We start from the raw sequence: 20,530 nt of genomic DNA on the forward strand, positions 1-20,530 counted from the left end.
GCAGCCTACATACAAGAGCGCGAAGGTATGTCGCGCAGCACAACTGATTGCGACGTTAAGCGCCTAAGGAGAAGCATCATGGATGCCAGCGAGATAACACGAATCCGAGATCAGTTTCAGGGCGGACTCTGGCCACAGTTCCTCGAACGCGTGGAAATCAAAGGCCTCCGTGGCTGGAAAGGGCAATCAGTTCACTTCAAGTTTCCCGTTGTCGCCATCGTCGGTGAGAACGGGTCAGGCAAGAGCACCGTCCTCAAGGTCGCGGCTAGCGCGTACGATCCGAAAGCCAAGGAGAACGCATACTACCCGTCCGCCTTCTTCCTCGAGACGCACTGGGACAAGATCCAAGGTGTTGACCTTGGTTTTCAGCTTCGGACCGGGGATCAAAGCCAGACGTTCAACATACGCAAGCCTACGGAGCGCTGGAGCTTTCCAGATAAGCGCTATGCGCGAAACGTCTTCTGGTTTGACGTCGCGCGTACGCTACCGCTCGATGGCACGGCCGGCTATGCCAAGGTCGCGCGCCTTGCAGCAGGAGAGATCGCTACTGAAGATCTCAGTGAAGAGTACCGGCAAAGGCTTTCGTATGTGCTAGGACGTTCGTACTCCAACGCGAGATTCGCGAAACCCGACGTCAATGAGAAGCGTGTGGTTGGACTGTTGAAGCGCGACTTTGGTGAGATTTCCCAATTCCACCAAGGAGCTGGCGAGGACACGACGCTTGACCTGCTTCAGGCTCTCCAAGAGGTCCCCAATAACTCACTTGTGATAATCGACGAGGTGGAAGCTTCGCTTCATCCTCGGGCGCAGCGCCGTCTCGTGAAGTTCATCTTGGAGTTCTGTCGGTTGAAGCGCACTCAGGTAATCCTGTCGACACACAGTCCCTACGTCCTCGAGGAACTCCCTCCCGAAGCCCGTGTGCTACTGGTCCCGACGCCGGACGGTCCCGACGTACTCTATGGGATCAGCCCCGAATTCGCCCTCACAAGACTGGACGAGCTTGTTCACCCGGAAGCCTACGTCTACGTCGAAGACCGTACTGCAGAGGCATGGCTTCGCGAGATCATTGCACAGCATCCTGAGGGCGCCTCGTTGCTCGCAAGGATAAGGATCTCGCCCGTCGGGCCCGCAAATGTCGTCCGGATGATGGGTGGACTTGCGCAGGCCCGCAAGCTCCCTCACAAGGCGATCGCAGTCGTAGATGGGGATACAGACGCGAACTTGGGTTGCATCAAATTGCCTGGCGAACACGCACCAGAGAAAGTCGTCTTTGGCGGACTCAAGGAAAAATCTTGGTCTCGACTCCATGAACGTTTTGGCATTGGCGCCGGCGATCTTCACACCTATCTAGATGACGCGCTGCTCAATCCGGACTTTCACCGATGGCCAGCTCTGGTTGGGGACCGCGTCGTGAAGAGCTCAGTCAGCGTCTGGGAGACGGTAGCGACGGAGTGGTGTCGGGTTTGCCTCAGCCCAACAGATCGCGATCGCATCGTGGATTCAATCAGAACGCTTCTTGGAGCAAGCGCCTGACTTGGCGTTGCACCCGACGATCTCCGTCGGTCGCGCTTCGCGCTCCCTCTAGCGCTTGCGGGTGAACGCCGATACGTTGAGCAGAGGAGCGTCAGTCAGTTACATGAGGTGTAGGAACGTAAGGTAATCTTATGCGAACGACGCGTCTTCCTGCATCCAAGAGGCTGGCCATCAAAATCCTCGCTGCACGTAAAGGCAGGCAAACGCTCTCCGACTCCGTGGCATTCTTGTTGGCGAAACGAAGCGCGATGGCAACGTTCGCGGGGATCAGCAGCTTTGTCTTGGCGGAAGGCCCCGAACGTATCCCCGGCCACTCGGGTTGTGAACACCACATGCTCGCACTTCGCTCGCATCTCGCGCGCGAACTGTGGTCGAGGCAGCTCTATATCGGGGTCAGTGTACTCGATGATCTGCTTTTTGACTCGGTCGCCCACGACACTACGACAAATCCTGTACTCCGCGTTCTTGAGATTATCCGCGACGAAGGCCTCCATCACCCCGGCATGGTCGTCTTCCCGATCCATTCATTCGGGATGCTTAGCGCCGGCTTCGTACAGTGGCTCACGGGAGCGCGGCTGGAATACATATCCAGCGACTTCGGCATTGCTATTTCGCCGCAGACGAACGACATGACTAAGACGCTCGAGTTCCTGGAAAGGGTTCGGGCACGTTTCGGTATCAAGAAGCCCATCAACGAGGAACTCATATACCACTGGTACCGCAGCCGCTCTACCCGCTGGATGGCATCGAACCCGCTGCTGGTGGTGAAAGCGCAGTCGTTTCCAGGCGGGTATTACGAGAATCAAGTACTCCTGGTATCAAAGCTTCGCGCCTGCGCCGCCACCGTCTCGATGCTCGCGTGCCTGCAGCCCCGGCAGGACCTGATAAGGCGCCGGGCAAGCGACTTTTTAGCTCCGCGAGCGTCAACAATTTCCAAACTCTTGACTTCAAACACTACTTGGTACTGTTCAACGCGCCCTCCAAGCGGAAGCTGGCTGGGGACTGTGTGCCAATGCACCTGCGCGGTCCGGCCCTTGCCGAAGTGAGTGACCTCGGCGTTGAACTGGATCCTCGGTTTTGGACCCGCCGAAGCGCGATGGCCGTCCGAATCCATAAGAGCGTTTCACATGTACACGATGGCTACATTCGCCACTCAATGAAGCGGTCCGAGAACACTGAGAAGGCCAAAATCTACAGAAAGCTCTTCGAGGCACTGGTATTCTTTCGTAGGTCTTTTCAGAAGACCGACAACAATTGGGGAGCGATCGTAAGCCTTGCAATTGCCTTTGAAATGTGCCTTACGGATACCTACGCTGGTGGCGTTCATGCTAGGGTAGTGCGGCGAACTGGGTTACTGCTTCGGGGGGTTCGCGGCGTTCGTGCGTACCGACAAACGGTGCAAGATCTCTACTCGGCGCGGAGCAAGGTCGTCCACGCGGGAGACACCGATGTAGGAGTGGATCTTGAACACGCACGCCGGGCGTTCGTCACCATGTTTGTTGCCCTCGTCGAGCGCCTGCCTCGCCTGAAGGCACGTAGCGCAACCCCTATCAAAGATCTAACCGGAGACAGCGACGACCAGTGATTGATGCAGCGCGTTATAAATGCCAATCTGGGCGGCGCGTGCAGTAGATTGGTAACCGCTGAGCCCAACGGGACACGCTTGCCTGCTAAAATTGCTCGGTTTTTTCTGGATAGCACGACCACGTCGTGGTTATGCGACTATGTCAACTGGCGCAGCGAGGTAAGCGCGCTCAGGAAGGTTGGAGGAGCCGGTCAAGAGGACGGAAGGACGCGACGCATCACGCTGTGGTGCTCGCCAGGCGATGGGAGAGGCGGATCGCGCGATCGGCGGGGTCCCCGTCTTCACGGGCCGGCGTTGGGTCAAAACGGAATCTCGTCGTCAGCGGCGCCGTCGGGGGAGATCGTGTCAGGTCGGCGCTGTAGATCTTGATGGCGTTGTGCACCGCGCGAACGGGGTCGATGATGTGGTGGGCGGCGCGTGTGCGGGGTGGAGGCCGAGGTTCGGTACCACTCTCCGGGGGCGCGTAGAGCTCGGGGTGCATGGCGAGGAGAACCTGGACGAGGAAGAGGAGCGTCGCGTCGGTGAGCGCGAGGGGCTCGGCGACGGGCAAGGACACCGCGGGGGAGCGGAGCATGGCGTGCATCTCCTTCAGCGCTTGCGCGGCTTGGGCTTGGGAGACTGGCCAAAGACATCGAGGTAGAGCTTCTGGTCGAGGCGCGGCAGCTCGCGGTCCGCGGCGACGGTGAGCAGCTCGTCGGCGAGGTTCATCATCACGCGGTAGTTGCCGGCGGCGTGATCGGGGAGCGTGGCATTGAGCTCGGTGGTCATGAGGCTCGGGTTGCCGGCAGCCTTGAGCTGATGATCGATGCACGCGAGCAGCTCATTGCGGGAGGCATAGCTGGGGACGAGACGCCGACGGATACGGGAGCCGAGGGGCAGTAGCTCGGCCGAGCGGAGGCGCTCGAGCAGACGGGCGTCGCCGGCGTGCGAGGGCGGTGCACGGGCAGGCCGAGCGCGGTTGCCGCGGAGCCTGTGACGCAGAAGAGCGGCCGCAAGCGGGGCACCGCGGCGGATGGCGCAGAAGCCTCGCCGCCTCGCCAACGCCGGCGAGCGGTGCCCGCGGCCAGCGCGACGTCGCTGGAGGCGAGCGGCGGCGCCGAACAGGCGCCGAAGCGCTCAGGCAGCCAACGTGCTCGGCGCCGCCCAGGTCCACGGGCAGGCAGCGAGCCGCTGCCTGCCAGTCGCCACCCACGGAAGCGACGCCGAGAGAGGCGCCACGGTCGGCGCGGCGCGTGCAAGGCGTCCTCCGCACTCCCGCCCCGAACAACACCAAGAGCAGCAGGATCTCGTCGTGACGCGTCTGCGGCGCCCGGGGAAGACGCATGGCCGCCTCAGTACCGAAGGTCACGGCGACCCGCGGGCCGCTCTCGTCGGTCCTCGCCTCGCCGTCGACTGCCGGTAGCGGTCGTCCCGCCGACGGTCGTCCCGCCGACGGTCGACATCGAGCCCGCGGCGGTCGCTTCGCTCGTTGCGCCCCTGGGCTTGGCGGTCCCATCGCGGTGGTCCCGCGACCGGTTCGGCCGGCGGCTCCACAGCACACTCAGGCGCATGGGCGACGTCGTCCAACTCAGAGCGCGACCGCCGGCGCGCTGTCGACCGCGGCGGCCTGCCCAGGGCGTCGCGGCGGGTCGTGCTCGCTCGTGGCGCTGCCACACGGGCGACGTCGTGCAGCCAGGGCGCACGGCTGTCCGTGCGCTCTCACGGCTATGTGGACATACCGCCGGTGCCAGCAGCTTGACGAATAATGGCGCCGCCGACATCTGCGCAGTGGGCCACGCTCTGGACGGTACCACTCATGTCCATTGTGACGCTCTCCTCTAGGTTGCGTTAGACGCCCAATCCTGTCATCAGAAGAATTGGTTGCATCGCCACGTTTTCCCGGCGGTGCCAAAGGGGGGAAGTAACCGATGAGAACGGAATGCCGACGGGTCGCATCGGCGGCGGTGTTCGCTCTCGTGCTCGGTGTCGCTTCGACGCAGGCAGAGGCGTCAGAGCTGAGCGCCGGTGTAAGCCTCGGCTGGATCCAGGCTGGCACCGCCCCGCGCCTCGCGGTGGGCCCGCATGCCGGAATATCGTGGCACATCAAGAAAAACCTCCTGTTGAAGCTTCACGATCTGTGCAGCCTCGTGCCTCCGATCCAGGTAGGCGGGGCCGGTGTTTACAATCACACCTCCGTTTCCCTTGGTTATCGTTGGGAGGATGGTGATGTTGGTGCGGGCCCATCGGTTGCGATCTACCTCATGCCGGCCTGCGGAGACACCTTGTGTGGACAGGTTGCCGGGGTGGCAGTGGGCGGACACGCGCAGGCCAGCGCGTACGTTATGGGGCCGCTGGGCATATCGGCGAGCGCCAATGTGGACTGGATCGGCGGAAGAAGTCTTGTGTTGCCAGGTTACGCATCCGTCGTTGTCGTTGCCGGCCCCGCGATTCGATGGAGTGCCAGATGAGCTCAAGAAGAAGCCTACTTTTCATAGCAGCCATCGCGATCTGGGCATTGGCGGCATGCAACTGGACGGTGGGAGACTGCTACCCTCGCGAGGAATGGACCTCGGGAGCAGGTGCGGGTCCAGGTTCGGAGCCAACCCCGGTATTCAGCTCCAGCGCATCCGGTGACTTCGGAGATGCGCCATCGGGAGAGCGGCGAGGCGACAGTGAGCAGGAGATCCAGTGCAACAAGACGGATAGCTCAGAAGAAGAGGATGAAGAAGAGCGCCCGAGAGACAGCTCGGAGAGCACGATAAATAGCACATGTTCAGGTTCCGGTGACACCACCGGAGACGGCCAGACTTATGTGTTCTGTAGCGATGCCTGTAGTTCGAAGTGCCCGCCGGCCGGGGTCAACGGCTTCTCACCAACTATCTTCAAATTCGTCACGACGATCCCCGACGACGGAACAGGCGAATCGGGCGGCTGGCAACAGGCCTCCGTTCGTCTGAAGGTCAAGCGGTGGGTCGAGGTGTATCCGGAGTTCTGGGAGTGTCCGCAGATGACGTTTGGAATGCCACTGCGGAACGCGGCCCAGGGCCATATCCCAGCGGATGAGGCCGCGCGCATCAGCGCCGACGTGGCGACCAAAGCTTCGCGTAAAGTCATGAGGGCAAACCTCACTATTCCGCAAGGGATCTACTGCGTCAGGTTGAAGGATGAGATGGACGTCAGCCTCCGCAAGCGTGTAGCTGGATCCAGAGTCACACAGCCATGAAGCACGCGATCGAGGAATTGTTCAGCGTCGTATACCGCTACTACCCTCGGCGGGTTCCATACGAGGATCCTGGCCGCGTGCAAACAGAAGAGGATCGGCGGCTGGTGGACGCCCGTCGTCGAGCCGGCGCCGATTGCGAGAGGTGGCTTGGCATGTTGCGGCGCCTACGTGAACAGTTTCCCGAGAACAAGATCGATAATCTATCAGCCCATCTCCTGACGGGAAGTCACGACGCCTGTTATTCTGGCTCGCTCTATCTTCCGAAGACCACCGGCGAACACCGGCATACAATTGAATTGAGAGTGAGTTTTTTGGTTCCTTATTACATCGTCTACAGCTCGCGCCTCGTTGAGGATCGCGAGGAGATCGAGAGGGAGAAAACGCTCCGCGCGACGCCGCCTCGCGCCGTCACGATCTTCGTACATGATACGGCCTATGTCCTACCCGCCTGGGTTGGCAAGCTGATCAGGCTGATCAAGCCCGAGCTTGTTGAGCCACCTTCCGTGGAGGACGAACCCACGCGGCAGGTCATCTGCTTCGATCCATCGCCCGATGAGCAGCCGTACGCTGCGGGGATCGCCGAAGAGATCGAAGCGACATGGGGATACGAGCGCATGCCGCGGGAGATCGGCGCCGTGGTCGTGCCGGACGTGGCGACCAATCTACGACGTTTGGGAGAGGCCAGGTTATACGACTGCCTGTTTTCAGACGCGCGATAAGGCGGTGATGCTCTCAACCTCGACGCTCACGACACCCCAGACGATCTGGCAGGGCCGGAAGCGCAGCGGACCGGGCTCGAACCGTTCAGAGCGGGCCGAGCCCGCCGACGTGACCCTCACCTTCGCGCCCGGTCTTATCGAGCCGGATAGCTCGCTGGGGAAGCTTCAATCCAGTTCTTCGGGGAAGCGCAGCGTCTCGACGGCGATGCCGTCCTCCCCCGTGATCTCCTCGCCAGACCATTCCCAGCTCGTACCGCCTTGGCCCGGCAGCCCGATCTCGAAGGTGACGTTCTCCAGCGTGAGCTGGTCCTCGTCGAGGTAGGCGATGCCGATGGAGTCGCCGCCGCGCCCGGGACCGCCGTAGCCGCCGTCGCCTCCGAGGCCGCCGCTGCCACCCTCGCAGGACCACGTGCCGTCCCCCACGGCGCCACCTGGAGCGCCTCGGCCGCCTTTGCCGCCTTCCTCCGGCTCCCCGCCGTCGCCGCCTGGGCCCCCGTCGCCGATGCTGATGACGCTGTCGCGCACCCTCACCTTGGCGTGGAGCGCCACAATCGCGATGCTCGGGTAGCCGTTCTCGCCCCCTCGGCCGCCCCGCCCCCCGCAGCCGCCCGCGCCTCCGGAGCCGCCGCCGGCGCCCCCCTTGGTGGCGACGCCGCACACCGCAAGCCCACCGCGACGCCCGCCGCCCCCGCCACCGCCTTGGCCCGGCATTCCCCGGGCGCCGTCGCCGGCCCAGTCGGCGCGCCATCCGGTCTCATCGATCCGCCCGCGGCCCTTGCCCGCTGCGCCGGCGGTGCCCCACATACCGCTTTCCCCGGGGGCGCCACTGCTGCAACCACCGTCTGTCCGGTTGCCTCGCCCTCCTTCCCCATTGTGGTTGGGGTTGGGCTCGGGTACGGGCTCGCCGTCCTCCCCATCTCCAGCGCCGTCGGCGAGCCCGTCGCCTCCCTTGCCACCGACGCTCGGGAGCCCTCCCTCGCAGGAGTTCACCGCCCGAAGTCCACCCGGGACCGTCGCCGCGGAGCACGCGTCTCCCCCATACTGGCCGTCCGGCCCCGACGCTGCCCGGCCCGGCCATTTCTCCCCGTCGCGGCCCCCCGGTCCCGAGTAGGCTTCGATCGTGCTCCCGATGATCTCCACCGCGGCGCCCGACCGAACGATGATCCCGATATGCGTCGGGCTGCGGACGTACATGTGATCGATGATCGAGACCCCGTCCGCAGCCCCCGTGTCGCCTTCCCGCGCCGGCTCGATGGTCAGGGGGATGTCCCCGACGGGGCCAACGATCTTGGCCGTGCCGTACACCGGATCTGAAATCTCGGGCGGCCGTTCCCATTCCAAGAAGTTGAAGCCTCCATGAAGATCCACCCCGGAGGGCAGCGTGATGGACTCCACGAAGGCGTTGCGGGTGAGGAACACCCGACCTCGCCCGGTGCGCGCCAGCTCGATCGCGTGCGGCAGGGTAGTCACCGGCCTGTCCTTCGTGCCGGGGTTCGCGTCGTCACCGCCGAGAACCGGATCGTTGACGAACACGCCACAGCCGTCCATCGCTCGCCCCGCGGCGAGATGCTCCAGGCAGACCGACTCGGGGATCGGATCACCTGCACACGTCGATGGACTGCCGCACGGCGGCGCGCCATCAGGGTCGTTCACCCCCGGCGTCGTACCGCAACCGGCTGCGGCGAGCGGCAGAAGAGAGACCAAGAGGATCGCGGAACTCAGGCGCATCGGCATCCCTCGCTGGCAGCGTCTCGCGAAGCGCGAGTCAACGGGGCGGCTCGCTTGCCGCACCGAAACGATAGAGCTCCCCCCACGGGCCGTCCGCGCCTTTGCCCGCCTGGTCCTTCTGGCCGGCGTTCCCCGCGGAGCCGCCTTGGCCGGCGCCTGCGGCAACAATGTTGGTTCCGGGTCGAATGGCGAAGTTAGGCACCACGTAGGCGATGCCGACCGACGCGCCGCCGAGCCCGCCGCCGGCATCACCGCCGCGACCGCCGTTGCCTCCGTCGCCTCCACGGCACGCGTCCCACATGTCGCCTCCAGTATAACCGACGCCGCCGTGGGCGCCGCGCCGCCCGACGCCGCCCCGTTGGCCCGTTCCGCCGACCCCGCCTTGGCCGCCCTTGCCCGTAAGCACGTCGGTGTTCGCGACGGTCAGGTCCGTGCCCTCGAGCGCGACGATACCGATGCTCGCGCCGCCATAGCCGCCGCCCTTGCCTCCCTTGCCGCCGCAACCCCCGCTTCCCCCCGAGCCGCCGGCCGCGCCACTCTGGGGGAGACCTACGGGGCACGCAAACATGGGCCCGCGCGACTTGCTGCCGCCACCGCCGCCGCCGCCGTAGCCGACGCCGCCCTTTTTGCCGTCCTCACCATGGACACCGATCCATCCATCGTCGCTGAGGATGCCTGGGCCAATGGCGCCACCCGCGCGACCGGCGTCGGCGCCGTCTGCGCCATCGTTCCCGTCCTTGCATCTCCTGGCGTCCGCGCCGGCCCCTCCGCGGCCATCGCGCTCCGAAATCTCCGCGGGCGCCGGCTCTCCCGGGGCGCCATCGCCGCCGGCCTCGAGTCCGCCGTCACCGCCGTAGCCGCCCGTCGACTCGATGCCGTCGTCGCACACGGTGACCACCGGAAGGGCGCCCATGGCGGCATCTGCGGTGCAGGCGGATGCGCCATGGTTCCCCTCCACGCCATCCGTCGCCCGCACGCTGGGCGCATCCCCGCCCGGCTCCCCGTCCTTGCCGTCGCCCGCGACGATCACGCTGTCCTGCACGTTCGCCCTGGCGCCCGTGCTCAGAATCACCGCGATCGACGACTTGCCATCGGGCGCCGAGGCGGCCGCCGCGACAACGCGCACGCCGGAGATCAACGACGCCGTGTCGTCCCCCGCGAGCTCTGTATCCTCCGCCCCGAGGACCCGCAGCGGGATCCCCCCAGGCGGAGCGATGATCGTCCGGTGATCCGGCCCGCCGAATGCCCCCTCATACGACCAATCCCCGCCGTCACACAGACGGCCGCCCCAGAGGTCGACCCCCGAGGGCAGCGTGATCGTCTCCGCGAACTCCCCGCCGCACGCGTACACGCGCCGGGTCGCTGCCTCGCCGTGGCCTCGCCCGTGCGCGGCGAGCCCGATCGCGTGTTGCAGGGTCTTCACCGGAGCGTCCTTCGTTCCGGGGTGGTTGTCGTCGCCGTGCTCGCTGACGAACACCCCGCACATGTCGAGCGCTGCCGCCGACGCCGGGCTGCCATCACAAGGAGATGGCTTTGGAGGAGAGATCTCGCACAGATAGCCCTCTGCACAGCTCTCGGAATAGCAGCCGGAGACGCCGGCGACGCCCGTTGAGCTCAACGCAAGGAGTGCGAGGCAACGCGCAATCCCGCGATATCGACCATCAGAACCACCACCCATGAGCTGCCCTCCGCCCCTCCGCCTCACCACGAGCCCCAAAGGCTCAGTCCCGCTTGCTCGGTGGTCGCCACTGGCGCAGCGCGGAGGCCCCCCGCTGCCGGCTTGGTCCTGAAGAGCGCGATCTCGGTGAAAAAGGATGCGGCTGTCGCTATGCCGAACACGGCGCTCGTCGCCAGTGACACCTTGCCGAGGGTGGCGAGCAGATTCCGCTCCTTGATCTGGCCATGGATGTCGGCGCAGGCCGCGGGCGCGCTCGGCTCCCGGCACGTCGACGACGTCCACCCCTGCGCGCGACGCCGGACATCCCCCTCGCGAAGATTGCCATGCACGACATTGGCCCGCAGGAGAAAGATCGCGCCTGCCGCCGCCGTCGCCGTCGCCACGGCGATGCCGCCGACTCGCACCTTTCCTGGCCAAGAAGCCGACGGCGCCGGAGCCTGCGTGGAGGTCCTCGTCGCCTGCGCGTCCGTGGCCGCTTTCTTCGCCGGGGCCCCCAGTTCGGCCTCGCCCGTACTCCTCACCGCGGCGCGCGGTAACTCTATCGTCATCCTCGGCTCCGTCCCCGCCTGCGCGTCCAGCGTCTGGAAGCCTTCCTCACGGCCCGGTGCTCTGGCCCGCACCATGTGCATGCCAGGCTCGAAGAACAGTGTGTAGGTTCGCCTGGGTCGGCCGATGAGCTTGCCATCAACGAGCACCTCAGCATCCGGCGGATCCACCGACAGATAGAGCGTCGCGACGAACGGAACGGCCTTAGCCAGTCCATCGGCGAATCTTTTTTGCTGCTCAGGAGAGAGCGCCTTGCGCCGCTCAAGGCTCCAAGCCAGGTGCTCCGCCGCGTCACGGAACTTGCGCAGCTTGAGCTCGCAGAGGCCCAGCTCGCCAGCGATCTCAGCGGATTCTCTCTCTGTGACAGATGTCGAATCGATCGCCTCGAAGGCCGCCTTGTAGGCGGCGTGTGCCTCGGTCCACCGTCCCTTTGCCTGAGCGCTCCGGGCGCGGCGAAGATGGTCCTTTACAATCGAACCGTCGCTTGGTGCGGGTGCCGGATTGCGGTCCTCCGCACGGACCGGGTGCGTAGTGGCGGTGGCGACGCCAAGCATCAGGCATATCCAGAGCGATTGCGCAACGATACGCATGCATGAACGGTACTTACGCCAGCCGCGCGGCGTCAACGGCTAGGAAAACGTCGTGATGTGAACGGTTGGACGACAAAATCCCGTCGGACGGCGGAATGTGGCCATCTACGATTTATGAGCATGTGCGTCAATGTCGCATATGTCGCACACTGTGCGGCCGGCGCTGGCGCCGCCGTGCGTTTTTTTGAAGCCCTCCAGGCGACTCAGGTGTTTTACCGGTTATGGGCGAGCCAGCCTTGAGTCCCACCGGCTTCGAGTTCCTCCGGCGCCTCGCGCGGCGTTTCGGTGTCCCTGCGCGAGATGCCGAGGACCTTGCGCAGGACGCCTTGCTGCGGGCACTGGAAGCCGATCAGCGGATCGATCTCGGGGAGGCTCGAGCCTCCTACGGTGCCACCATCGTCCTGAACCAGGCGCGGAACCACGTCCGGAACGCACGCCGTCGGGGGGAGGTCCTGACCTCGTTCGACGACCACGAGCTTCGGGCGGAGGGCCCGACGCCGGAAGAGGTGCTCCGCAGGCAGCAGCGGGAGGCGCTCATCCGCTACCTGATCAACCAGGTCGACCCCAAGTACCGCGACGTCTTGATCAAGCACGGGATCGAGGAGGTGCCGCTCGTCGAGATCGCCTCCGAGCTGGGGCTCAACCCGAAGACGGTGAGGACGCAGTATCGCCGAGCGCTCGAGGACCTCGCCGCGGCCGTGGAACGCTGGAGGGCGCGGCAACGCTCGCGCGGATGGGACGACGCTGCATGCGTCCCGTTCGCCTTCGATCTGCGCGGCCGCGACGGGTGGGTGAGCAAGCTGGGCCGCCTGGGCTTCAAGCTCGTGGTGCAGGGGGCGGTCGTCGTGCTGACCGGCGCCGTCATCGCGACGTTCCCCGACTCGTTCAGCCCGGAGTCGTGGTTGGGGTCGGCGGTGGTGCGCGCTCCTGCGCCCGCACTGGCCGTGGAGGAGATCGCGCAGCCACCGGCTCAACTCCCGATGCGCGCGCCGGCCGCGACGGCCGAGAGAGCGGCGCTGGAGTTCGCGCAGCCGGATGAAAATGGAGACGCACGCGTACCAGCTCCGTCAGGCGCGCCGGCTCGTCGTACCTCGCTGCACGCCCGCGCCGTATTCCCAGCCGTCAGCGAGCGCGAGCGGAGCCTCATCGACCAGGCCCGCAGAGCCATCGAGGCCCACAGCGCAGTCGCAGATGCCGAGGCGCGACAATTGCTCGAGACGCATGCGCGGGAGTTCCCGCAAGGGCAGCTCGCCGCGGAGCGCGAAGGGCTCCTGATACAGATTCGCTGAATCGTCGGCTGTCCGTCGACGGCGAAGCAATTGGTGAGGACGGTGCTGTCGTCGGGCGGCACAAGGCCGAGATCCGCCTTACGCCGGACAGGATTGCTCACGTCGAGGAGGAGAAACTCATGGAGGACATGCTAACTGCGATGTGGCTCGTCTCGCCGCTCGGGCTCGCGATGATATGCTGCGTCGCGATCGGTTTCGCGGTCACGGCGCGCGAAGCGCTGGGACGCGAGCGCGGGCTTCGCGAGGCGCGCGAGCATGCGCACGATGACGAGACGTCGGCCCTGATCGATGCGAAGGAGCAGGCAGCGGAGGAGCGGGACCGATACCGGCGCCTTCTGGACTGTCACGTCGACGCGCTCGCCGAGCAGACAGACGCGCGCGCGCGCCCGGTACCCTGGCCCGGCAGGGTCCTCGAGTCGCTCTGCGCGACGATTCCTTCGTGGGAGCGAAAGCTGGCCGAGTGCACAGGGCTGGAACCGGGGGAAGTGGAGCGACTGCTGCGGAGCGACCTGTCGATAACGCCCGGCCTCGCGCGGAAGCTGGAGGCCTTCACCGGCGCGCCGGCGCGGTACTGGGAGCGCCTCTGGCGGCTGCACGACGACTACCGGACGGAAGCCGAGGAGACCGTCGTGATCCAGGTCGGCGAGCCCATCACCAGGCGCGAGAGCTCAGCGCGTCCCGCGTCGTCACCGGCGCCGAGCTCGGTGCCGCCGACGCCGCCCACGATACCCCCTCGCGCGCTCGACATTCCTCCGCCCGTGGTGCCGTCTCCCGAGCTTGCGGACAGGAGCCCGCGGGCGAAGCTCCCGCCGCCTCCGCAGCCGCGGCGTCGTTCGCCGCTTCCTGTCCGCGGCGCCACCGGGGCAGAGCTCGCCCTTCGCGCTGCCACGCTGACGAGCTTCCCGCTACAGCGCGACGAAGGGGGGGCGAGCTCGGCAATCGCGTCCGATTGGGAGGAAGCGGAGCGCTCTCCGCTGAACACGACACTTCCGGGAGTAGGGAGTTATGGGTGAGCGCATCCGTGCCTCGCATTCGGTGGACGTGGGCAAGCGACCGGAGGTGCGCAGTTCATTCGATGCCATCGTGCAGCACAGGTCCATGATCATGGACAGCCTGCGCCGGCTCAAGGTTCCAGAGTGCGACCGCGCAGACGTGTTGCAGGACATCCTGCTCTCTGCATGGAGGACCGTCGAGGCAGGGGGATTCCATGCGCCCGAGCACCTGTCGATGAAGGATGCTTTGAGACGCTGGCTGCATGTGGTCGCTTGGCATCACACGACACACTACAGGGCGAACCAGGAACGGTGGGAGAGAGGTCGCGATTCGTATACGCGTTCGGCGATGGATGGCCACGCGCCGCCGCCGTCTGCACAGGTGGAGGCGCGGCTCGACCTCCGCCACTTGGATCGGATAGATCCTGCGCTGCGCGACACCGTGGTGGACGCCGCTCTGGGACGCACCGCGGAGGAGATAGCGGCCGAGCGTGGTCAGAACCCCAACACGATCCAGGGGCGCCTGGCGCGCGGTAGAGATCAACTCCGGAGGGCGCTGCGCTTGAACGATGCCCCGACGCTGCTCGCCCTAAGGAGCAGGCTGGCCAGGATGGCACCGCTCCGGCCGCTGAAGAGCTACAGCTGACGCCTCCGTTTGGTAGCGGACCATCTGGGGGGAGGACCAGACCGATGCCGCACAGATGCGCTGGCGAGCCACGATCATAGGACGGGAGATTGCCCCGGGGGGCGTGAATCTATGTGTCGTCCGCCGAATGAAGACGAGCGCGCTGCCGCGCGTGCGCGCCTGTTTTGCCCGACGATGGTTCGTGCCGTGCTACGCTGGCTGGAGAGGCTAGGGGTCCCACGGTGCCATCGTGGCGACGTCGCAGGTCAAGTTTGGCTCACCGCCTGGGAGAGCTGGACCAGGTTCGATCCGAAGCGCGGCAGGCCGGAACGCTGGTTGAACGCGATCACCGTACACGTTGCCTCGCACTACCACGAGCGTGCGCAGCTCCGGAGGGAGGAGTTGGTCGACTTGATCGAGGTGCTCGATCCGGCGCCGGACGTTGCTGCTTTGATGGAGTGCGACATCATCAGGAACAGCGCCATCGACGCGGTGAACGAGCTCGATCCGGAGCTGCGATTTGTGCTCGTAGCACACGATCTAAACGGAGTCCCTATGGCCAAGGTGGCCAAAGACGAAGGGCTACCTCTCTCTACGCTCTACAAGCGACGCACAAAGGCCATCAGCGCGCTACGTGACGCCGTCAGGCTTCGTGAGGCCAGGCAAATAGTTTAGATTTGTTAAGATTTCCGCGGAGCGGTTCCTTGACGTGAGCGAGCCCCGCGCCGCCCTCCTCGCGGGGTCGGAGCGGGGTTCGCCCGCGATCCGCTTGGCCGGTCCGCGCGATCCGATGGGGCGGTCTGTGACAGCTCGCCCATGCACCCAACGGCAGATCTTGTTTCATGTTCGTCAGAGAGTGACTTCCAGGATAAGGGTGCTCTCCGACTCGTTCTTTCGGCTTAGCGACTGGGGAGCTCAGCGTTCCAATCTGGAATCGGGAAAGCCGTCAGCTCGGAGTCCACGCTTGAACGGTCTACTGGCCAGTGTGGAATTGCTGTACTATCTTCGACTCATGTTGCGCGGCGGCAGTGAAGGGCCGTCTGGCAAGGCGTACGCCCCGTCCGATCTCATGCCGAACGTGTAGTACGCCGGTAGAAGTTGGCGTCCCATTGCGTACCACCTGCCAGCGTCTTCGAACATGGCCTTGACGATCGGACCGAAGTCCAGGTTTAAGCGATGCACGCGCGTGCCAGCCTGTTCGTTTACCGTGACGTTTGGCAGCCGCACTGCGAGCCCTTCCTCGCCGTCGCGCCGCGGAGGCAGACCTGGAACACCTGCCGCGCGACACTCCGCGATCGACGCCTCCTTCCACCCAAGGTTCACCACTAAGTACCGGCCAGAAGGCAGTTCAGGAAGTGCCATCCACTCTTCGACTGTCGTAGGCAGCTTGACCATATAGCGGTAACTACCACACCGCCGCCGGTGGGAGAAGCTGGCGGTTGGGACCGAAGGGCGCGGGTATCGGTGATCCTTGCGTCCCGCGTCCGAACGGTGAGGACGTGAGGAGATCTAGTGCCGACGCGGCGTATCCGAGGCCGCGTCTGGGCGAAGCTCCGCCTTGACGCCGCGGCCACGCGCGGGAGGTTCCTCCGCCGCGCCACTGCGCGCGGATGATCCGCTCGCGTTCTCGGTTCTGCGCGTAGAGCGAGACCTGGGCGGGATCTGTGCTCTGCGGGACACGACGTCAGATTCAACGACCCCAGCGCGCGAGCACGGCGGCGAGGCGCCTGCGCCCACGTCGCAGCCGCGTGAAGGCGGTCCCGACCGGCACCCCCAGGACGCGGGCAACCTCCGTCACAGCCTCGCCGGTCCCGACGAGGACGAGCACCGCGCGCTCTCGGGGTCCACCAGCCGCAGCACCTCCAGAACGGGGCGAGCCTCGCCGGGACCATGAGGGAAGGCTCCTCGCCCGTGACGAGTGGCAGCGGATCGGCGACGGGCGACCTCCCTGCGGCGGTACGTCTTCTCGTGGTCCGAAGACCCGCATGCGCCTGCACTGCCGCTCGTTGTATGCTCTCGCGACATGAAAGCAGCCCGGCGTAAGGGTAGAGGGCGGCCACTGCTCAGTACGTACGCCGATACGGGCCCCTGCGACGGCTTCGGTGCGCTGCGCCAATTACAGCAGGGGCGGAATACCAGACGATGAAGCGAAGCGACAAGAAGCGACGGACGCGAGCGCTACCAGCGGCCGAGTTGCGGCTCCCGAAGGCCCTCTACACGAGCGGCTGGAGCGAGATCGTCGAGCTCTGGCACAAGAAGGCGGCGCCGGAGCCCCCGGGCACGCTTGAGGCCGTGCGGATGGCGATGGCCATTGAGGGACTACGCACCGCGGAGGCGCTGGTGATCTCCCCGGCCGTCTGCAACCACGTCTACGGTGAGAACGTCGTGCTCTGCCGCCTCATTGATGGGTTCGGGATCGCGGGCGTCGAGCAACTCCTTGAGGAGGGCGCGCTTCAGTTCCTCTTGTGGAGGCCGATGATCCTCTACTGGAACAAGGGTCAGCTGATCGACGCGCAGATCGACCCGTTGACGTCCGGCAACTTCGAGACCCCGGCCCACAGTGATCCTCAGGCGTCCGTCGAGATGGGGCTTAAGGGCGGCTGGCTCGACCAGGCTTGGCCAAAGGTCGAGCGACTGGCGAAACTAGCGATCGAGCGCACGCACCTGCCTGCGCAGAACGTGTCCCACGACGCCGTGGCCGCGGTGCGCGTAGCCTACGACAGCGGGGCGCTGCGTCGGCACGGCTTCGACCCGAGTCGCCCGCGATGGGAGCTCGACGACGACGAGCGCGCGCGGCTTGTACGGATCGCGGAGGACATCGCGAAAGGCGTGGTGCTGTACGATTGCGAGTTCGACTTCCACGAGAGCGGCGCGAGTTGGGAGCAACTCTTGCGCTTCCGCGAGATCGTTCGGGCGCCGAACGCTGCACGGGCGGTAGAACGCGGTCTGATGCTCGAAGGCGTGCCGAGCGTTCCGGCACTCATCACAAGCGGCGCGATAGGAATAAAAGAAATCGCGAAGCTCCGCAACCACCCTGCAACACAGGAGCTCCGCAAGTGGCTCTGGTCTCAGCCCGACCCGCGCGACGCAGAGTCGGTCGCCCGCGCGTGGCTCTCGCAGATGACGACGACGCCGCTCAAGGACCGCAAGTGGTTCAAGGCGGTGCGGTTGACGACGTTCAGCGTTCTTGGCGGAGTGCTCGGCGCCGTCGTCGGCGGTCCGCCTGCTATCCTCGCGGGGACGGCCGTCGGCACCGGGCTGAACCAAGCGCTCGGCATGCTCGACAGCTACGGCCTCGAGAAGCTGCTGACGCGACCGGGGCCGCGGCGGTTCGCGGAGCTCGTGCGTGCGCAGGCCGCGCAGCACGCCCAAGGCAGGCAGACTGGCAATCGGAAAGCGCGTCGCGCGACCGCGGCGAAAGCAGGCCGTCAGTAACCTGTCGGACAAGGCACCTTGTGAACGCGGTGTCCGCGACGTTGTTGCGTATTCCGGGCTGACGTGACGGCCGATTCCGAGAGCACGTGACGGCTCGTTCCGACGGGACGTGACGGGGCGTTCCGGGCCACCCGACGGGGGGTTCCGACACACCCGACGGCTCGTTCCGACGCACGTGACGGGCCGTTCCGAGGGACGTGACGGGCCGTTCCGACGGGGGTGACGGCCCGCAGGCGGCGCTCGCGGTCGCAGCCTCATCGCGTACATGGGCGCGATGTCGGAGCGGCTATCGATGCGGAAGGTTCGAGAGATTTTGAGGCTCAAGTTTGAGTGCAAGCGCAGCCGAGCGGAGATCGCGGCGGCGGCCTGCGTCGGCGAGAGCACGGTCAGCGGCTACCTGGCGCGCGCGGAGAAGGCGGGGCTGACGTGGGAGGTCGCCCGAGAGATGACCGAGGCCGAGATCGAGTCGCGGCTGTTCCGCGACGTCGGTCGCAACGAGCCGCCCGCGCGCGTGCCGATCGACTTCTCCTGGGTGCACCGCGAGCTGTCGAAGCCGTGCGTAACGCTGCAGACGCTCTGGCTCGAGTACCGCGAAGCGAGCGCAGCACAGGCTCCGCTGAAGCCCTACGAGTACAGCCGGTTCTGCGACCTGTACGCGGGCTGGAAGAAGAAGCTCGGCGTCGTGATGCGTCAGGTTCACCGCGCCGGCGAGAAGGTCTTCATCGACTACTCGGGCAGGAAGCCGCACCTCGTCGATCGGACGACCGGCGAGGTGATCGAGGTCGAGCTGTTCGTCGCGGTGCTCGGCGCGAGCAACTACACATACGCCGAGGCGACGCGCTCGCAGAAGCTCGCCGACTTCGTCGGGTCGACGGTGCGGATGTTCGAGTACTTCGGTGGCGTGCCCGAGGTGCTCGTCCCGGACCAGCTCCGCAGCGCGGTCTCCGGGCCGGATCGGTACGAGCCGGACATCAACCCGACCTACCTCGAGATGGCGCGCCACTACGGCGTGACGGTGATCCCGGCTCGGCCCCGGAAGCCGCGCGACAAGGCGAAGGTCGAGGGCGGCGTGCTCATCGCGCAGCGCTGGATCCTCGCCTCGCTGCGACACCGGACCTTCTTCAGCCTCGCCGAGCTCAACGAGGCGATCGCGTCGCTGCTCGAGCGGCTGAATGCGCGGCCGTTCCAGCGGCTCGACGGCTGCCGGCGCACGGCGTTCGAGACCATCGACAAGCCCGTGATGCGGCCGCTGCCGGCGCGGCGGTACGAGCTCGCCGACTGGAAGCACGCCAAGGTCAACATCGACTACTGCGTCTGCTACGACGACCGGCTCTACAGCGTGCCGTACACGCTGGTCGGTGCGCGCGTCGAGATCCGAGCGACGGCCTCGGTCGTGGAGCTGTTCCATGACAGCGTGCGCGTCGCGTCGCACGCGCGCAGCTACGGCCGGAAGGGGTCGGCCGTGATCGTCGACGAGCATCGCCCCAGAGCCCATCGCGACTACGGCAAGTGGCCGCCGGAGCGCGTGGTGGCATGGGCCGAGACGATCGGCCCGAACGTCGGCGAGCTCGCGCGTGCGGTCATGCGCCACCGCACCCACCCGGAGACGGGCTACCGGACGTGCCTGGGCGTGATCCGGCTCGCGGACAAGTACGGTCGCGAGCGCGTCGACGCTGCGTGCGCGCGTGCGCTCCGCATCGGCAGCCCCACCGCCAAGAGCGTGACCGCGATCCTGAGGAACGGCCTCGACCGCGCGCCGCTGGTCGAGCCGCCGCCCCGGGGGGCGCTGGCTCACGAGAACATCCGCGGTGCTGAGTACTTCGACAAGGAGGAGAGGAGTGATCTTGGAAGAGACGATTCAGAAGCTGGTCGAGATGAAGCTGAACGCGATGGCGGTGCTGTTGAGAGAGAGGGCGGCAGCGCCGTCGACGGAGCCGCTCTCCACTGAGGAGGTGATCGGGCTGCTCGTCGACCGCGAGTGGACGGCGCGTGAGAACAAGCGACTCCATCGCCTGCTGAAGGATGCGCGGGTGCCGGGTGGCGCGTGTATGGAGGACTTCTCCTGCGAGGCAGGGCGCGGCGTGGACAGGCCCTTCGCTCGGGTGCTGGGCTCCTGCCAGTGGGTCCGCGCGAAGCAGAACGTGATCGTGCTGGGAGCGACCGGAGCCGGGAAGAGCTTCCTCGGCGGCGCGCTCGCGCAGGCCGCCTGCAGGCAGGGCTTCCGCGCCCTCGTCATCCGCACCCCGCGCCTGCTCCAGCAGCTCGCGGTCGCGCGTGCCGACGGGACCTACGCGAACGCCCTCGCGCGCCTCGCCAAGGTCGCCGTGCTGGTCCTCGACGACTTCCTGCTCGCACCCATGACCGACGTCGAGAGGCGCGATCTGCTCGAGGTCCTCGAGGATAGATATGACAGGTCGTCAACGGTGATCACTTCGCAGATCCCGACGAAAAGTTGGCATCAAGCCATCGGAGAGGCGAGTATTGCCGACGCGATCTGCGACCGCGTCGTCCACAACGCGCACCTGGTGACGCTCCGCGGCGGGTCGATGCGGAAGAAGAAGGCGGTGGCTCCCGAGGTGACCGAGACGAAGACCTGACCGCGCTCGTC

The 20,530-nt window shown here is 66.0% G+C and carries 17 protein-coding genes and 1 pseudogene; 12 read left to right on the top strand and 6 right to left on the bottom strand.

Translation table 11 applies throughout. The features are described 5' to 3' along the window. Positions 1–78 precede the first annotated feature (78 nt). Positions 79–1,533, top strand: a complete 1,455-nt coding sequence (locus WME98_RS24160) for an ATP-dependent nuclease (protein ID WP_437953398.1) — start codon at positions 79–81, stop codon at positions 1,531–1,533. 131 nt (positions 1,534–1,664) lie between these two features. Further along, positions 1,665–2,579: a hypothetical protein gene (locus tag WME98_RS24165; RefSeq protein ID WP_437953399.1), complete on the top strand. Its 915-nt coding sequence runs from the start codon at positions 1,665–1,667 to the stop codon at positions 2,577–2,579. Between the two features lie 756 nt (positions 2,580–3,335). Here WME98_RS24165 and WME98_RS24170 read toward each other — a convergent pair. Beyond that, positions 3,336–3,692, bottom strand: a complete 357-nt coding sequence (locus WME98_RS24170; RefSeq protein WP_437953400.1) for a hypothetical protein — start codon at positions 3,690–3,692, stop codon at positions 3,336–3,338. 14 nt (positions 3,693–3,706) lie between these two features. Beyond that, positions 3,707–3,886 (bottom strand): hypothetical protein, encoded by a 180-nt coding sequence (locus tag WME98_RS24175; protein WP_437953401.1) that lies wholly within the window; start codon positions 3,884–3,886, stop codon positions 3,707–3,709. A 1,139-nt stretch (positions 3,887–5,025) separates the two neighbouring features. On the opposite strand from WME98_RS24175, the gene WME98_RS24180 reads away from it, so the two are divergent. The 3 genes from WME98_RS24180 to WME98_RS24190 are packed head-to-tail and all read left to right on the top strand — an operon-like array spanning position 5,026 to position 7,039. Further along, positions 5,026–5,565 (top strand): hypothetical protein, encoded by a 540-nt coding sequence (locus tag WME98_RS24180; RefSeq protein WP_437953402.1) that lies wholly within the window; start codon positions 5,026–5,028, stop codon positions 5,563–5,565. Then, positions 5,562–6,320, top strand: coding sequence for a hypothetical protein (locus WME98_RS24185; RefSeq protein WP_437953403.1), 759 nt, complete (start codon positions 5,562–5,564; stop codon positions 6,318–6,320). Before WME98_RS24180 ends, WME98_RS24185 begins: the two co-directional genes overlap by 4 nt. Beyond that, positions 6,317–7,039 carry a hypothetical protein gene (locus tag WME98_RS24190; protein ID WP_437953404.1) on the top strand — a complete coding sequence of 241 codons (723 nt, stop codon included), beginning with the start codon at positions 6,317–6,319 and terminating at the stop codon, positions 7,037–7,039. The genes WME98_RS24185 and WME98_RS24190 overlap by 4 nt, the downstream gene beginning before the upstream one ends. A gap of 165 nt (positions 7,040–7,204) precedes the next feature. Here the strand turns inward: WME98_RS24190 and WME98_RS24195 are convergent, their stop codons facing one another. The 3 genes from WME98_RS24195 to WME98_RS24205 form a co-directional block, all read right to left on the bottom strand. Then, entirely contained in the window at positions 7,205–8,767 is a 1,563-nt protein-coding gene (locus tag WME98_RS24195; RefSeq protein ID WP_437953406.1) for a hypothetical protein, read from the bottom strand. A gap of 37 nt (positions 8,768–8,804) precedes the next feature. Further along, the gene (locus tag WME98_RS24200) at positions 8,805–10,253 is read right to left on the bottom strand and encodes a hypothetical protein (protein ID WP_437953407.1); all 1,449 of its coding nucleotides are present in this window, start codon (positions 10,251–10,253) and stop codon (positions 8,805–8,807) included. Positions 10,254–10,468: 215 nt separating this feature from the next. Further along, complete coding sequence (locus WME98_RS24205) at positions 10,469–11,581, bottom strand: hypothetical protein (protein WP_437953408.1); 1,113 nt, start codon at positions 11,579–11,581, stop codon at positions 10,469–10,471. 221 nt (positions 11,582–11,802) lie between these two features. Here WME98_RS24205 and WME98_RS24210 point away from each other — a divergent pair, with 221 nt between their 5' ends. The 4 genes from WME98_RS24210 (at position 11,803) to WME98_RS24225 (ending at position 15,162) form a co-directional block, all read left to right on the top strand. Then, the gene (locus WME98_RS24210) at positions 11,803–12,870 is read left to right on the top strand and encodes an RNA polymerase sigma factor (RefSeq protein WP_437953409.1); all 1,068 of its coding nucleotides are present in this window, start codon (positions 11,803–11,805) and stop codon (positions 12,868–12,870) included. Between the two features lie 119 nt (positions 12,871–12,989). Beyond that, on the top strand, positions 12,990–13,883 hold the full coding sequence (locus WME98_RS24215; protein ID WP_437953411.1) for a helix-turn-helix transcriptional regulator: 894 nt from the start codon (positions 12,990–12,992) through the stop codon (positions 13,881–13,883). Then, positions 13,876–14,508, top strand: a complete 633-nt coding sequence (locus tag WME98_RS24220; RefSeq protein WP_437953412.1) for an RNA polymerase sigma factor — start codon at positions 13,876–13,878, stop codon at positions 14,506–14,508. Before WME98_RS24215 ends, WME98_RS24220 begins: the two co-directional genes overlap by 8 nt. A gap of 174 nt (positions 14,509–14,682) precedes the next feature. Next, positions 14,683–15,162 carry a sigma-70 family RNA polymerase sigma factor gene (locus WME98_RS24225; RefSeq protein ID WP_437953413.1) on the top strand — a complete coding sequence of 160 codons (480 nt, stop codon included), beginning with the start codon at positions 14,683–14,685 and terminating at the stop codon, positions 15,160–15,162. A 1,015-nt stretch (positions 15,163–16,177) separates the two neighbouring features. Here WME98_RS24225 and WME98_RS24230 read toward each other — a convergent pair. Next, positions 16,178–16,474, bottom strand: a complete 297-nt coding sequence (locus tag WME98_RS24230) for a sigma factor-like helix-turn-helix DNA-binding protein (RefSeq protein WP_437953414.1) — start codon at positions 16,472–16,474, stop codon at positions 16,178–16,180. Positions 16,475–16,629: 155 nt separating this feature from the next. Here WME98_RS24230 and WME98_RS24235 point away from each other — a divergent pair, with 155 nt between their 5' ends. From WME98_RS24235 to istB, 3 genes and pseudogenes are all read left to right on the top strand, one after another. Beyond that, positions 16,630–17,922, top strand: coding sequence for a hypothetical protein (locus WME98_RS24235; RefSeq protein WP_437953415.1), 1,293 nt, complete (start codon positions 16,630–16,632; stop codon positions 17,920–17,922). Between the two features lie 292 nt (positions 17,923–18,214). After that, a pseudogene (gene istA, locus WME98_RS24240) lies at positions 18,215–19,747 on the top strand (IS21 family transposase); the annotation flags it as partial. Positions 19,748–19,766: 19 nt separating this feature from the next. Then, on the top strand, positions 19,767–20,519 hold the full coding sequence (gene istB, locus WME98_RS24245) for an IS21-like element helper ATPase IstB (RefSeq protein WP_437953416.1): 753 nt from the start codon (positions 19,767–19,769) through the stop codon (positions 20,517–20,519). The last annotated feature ends 11 nt before the right edge of the window (positions 20,520–20,530 follow it).

The organism is Sorangium sp. So ce296, assembly GCF_051529605.1.
Taxonomy (GTDB): Bacteria; Myxococcota_A; Polyangia; order Polyangiales; family Polyangiaceae; genus Sorangium; species Sorangium cellulosum_D.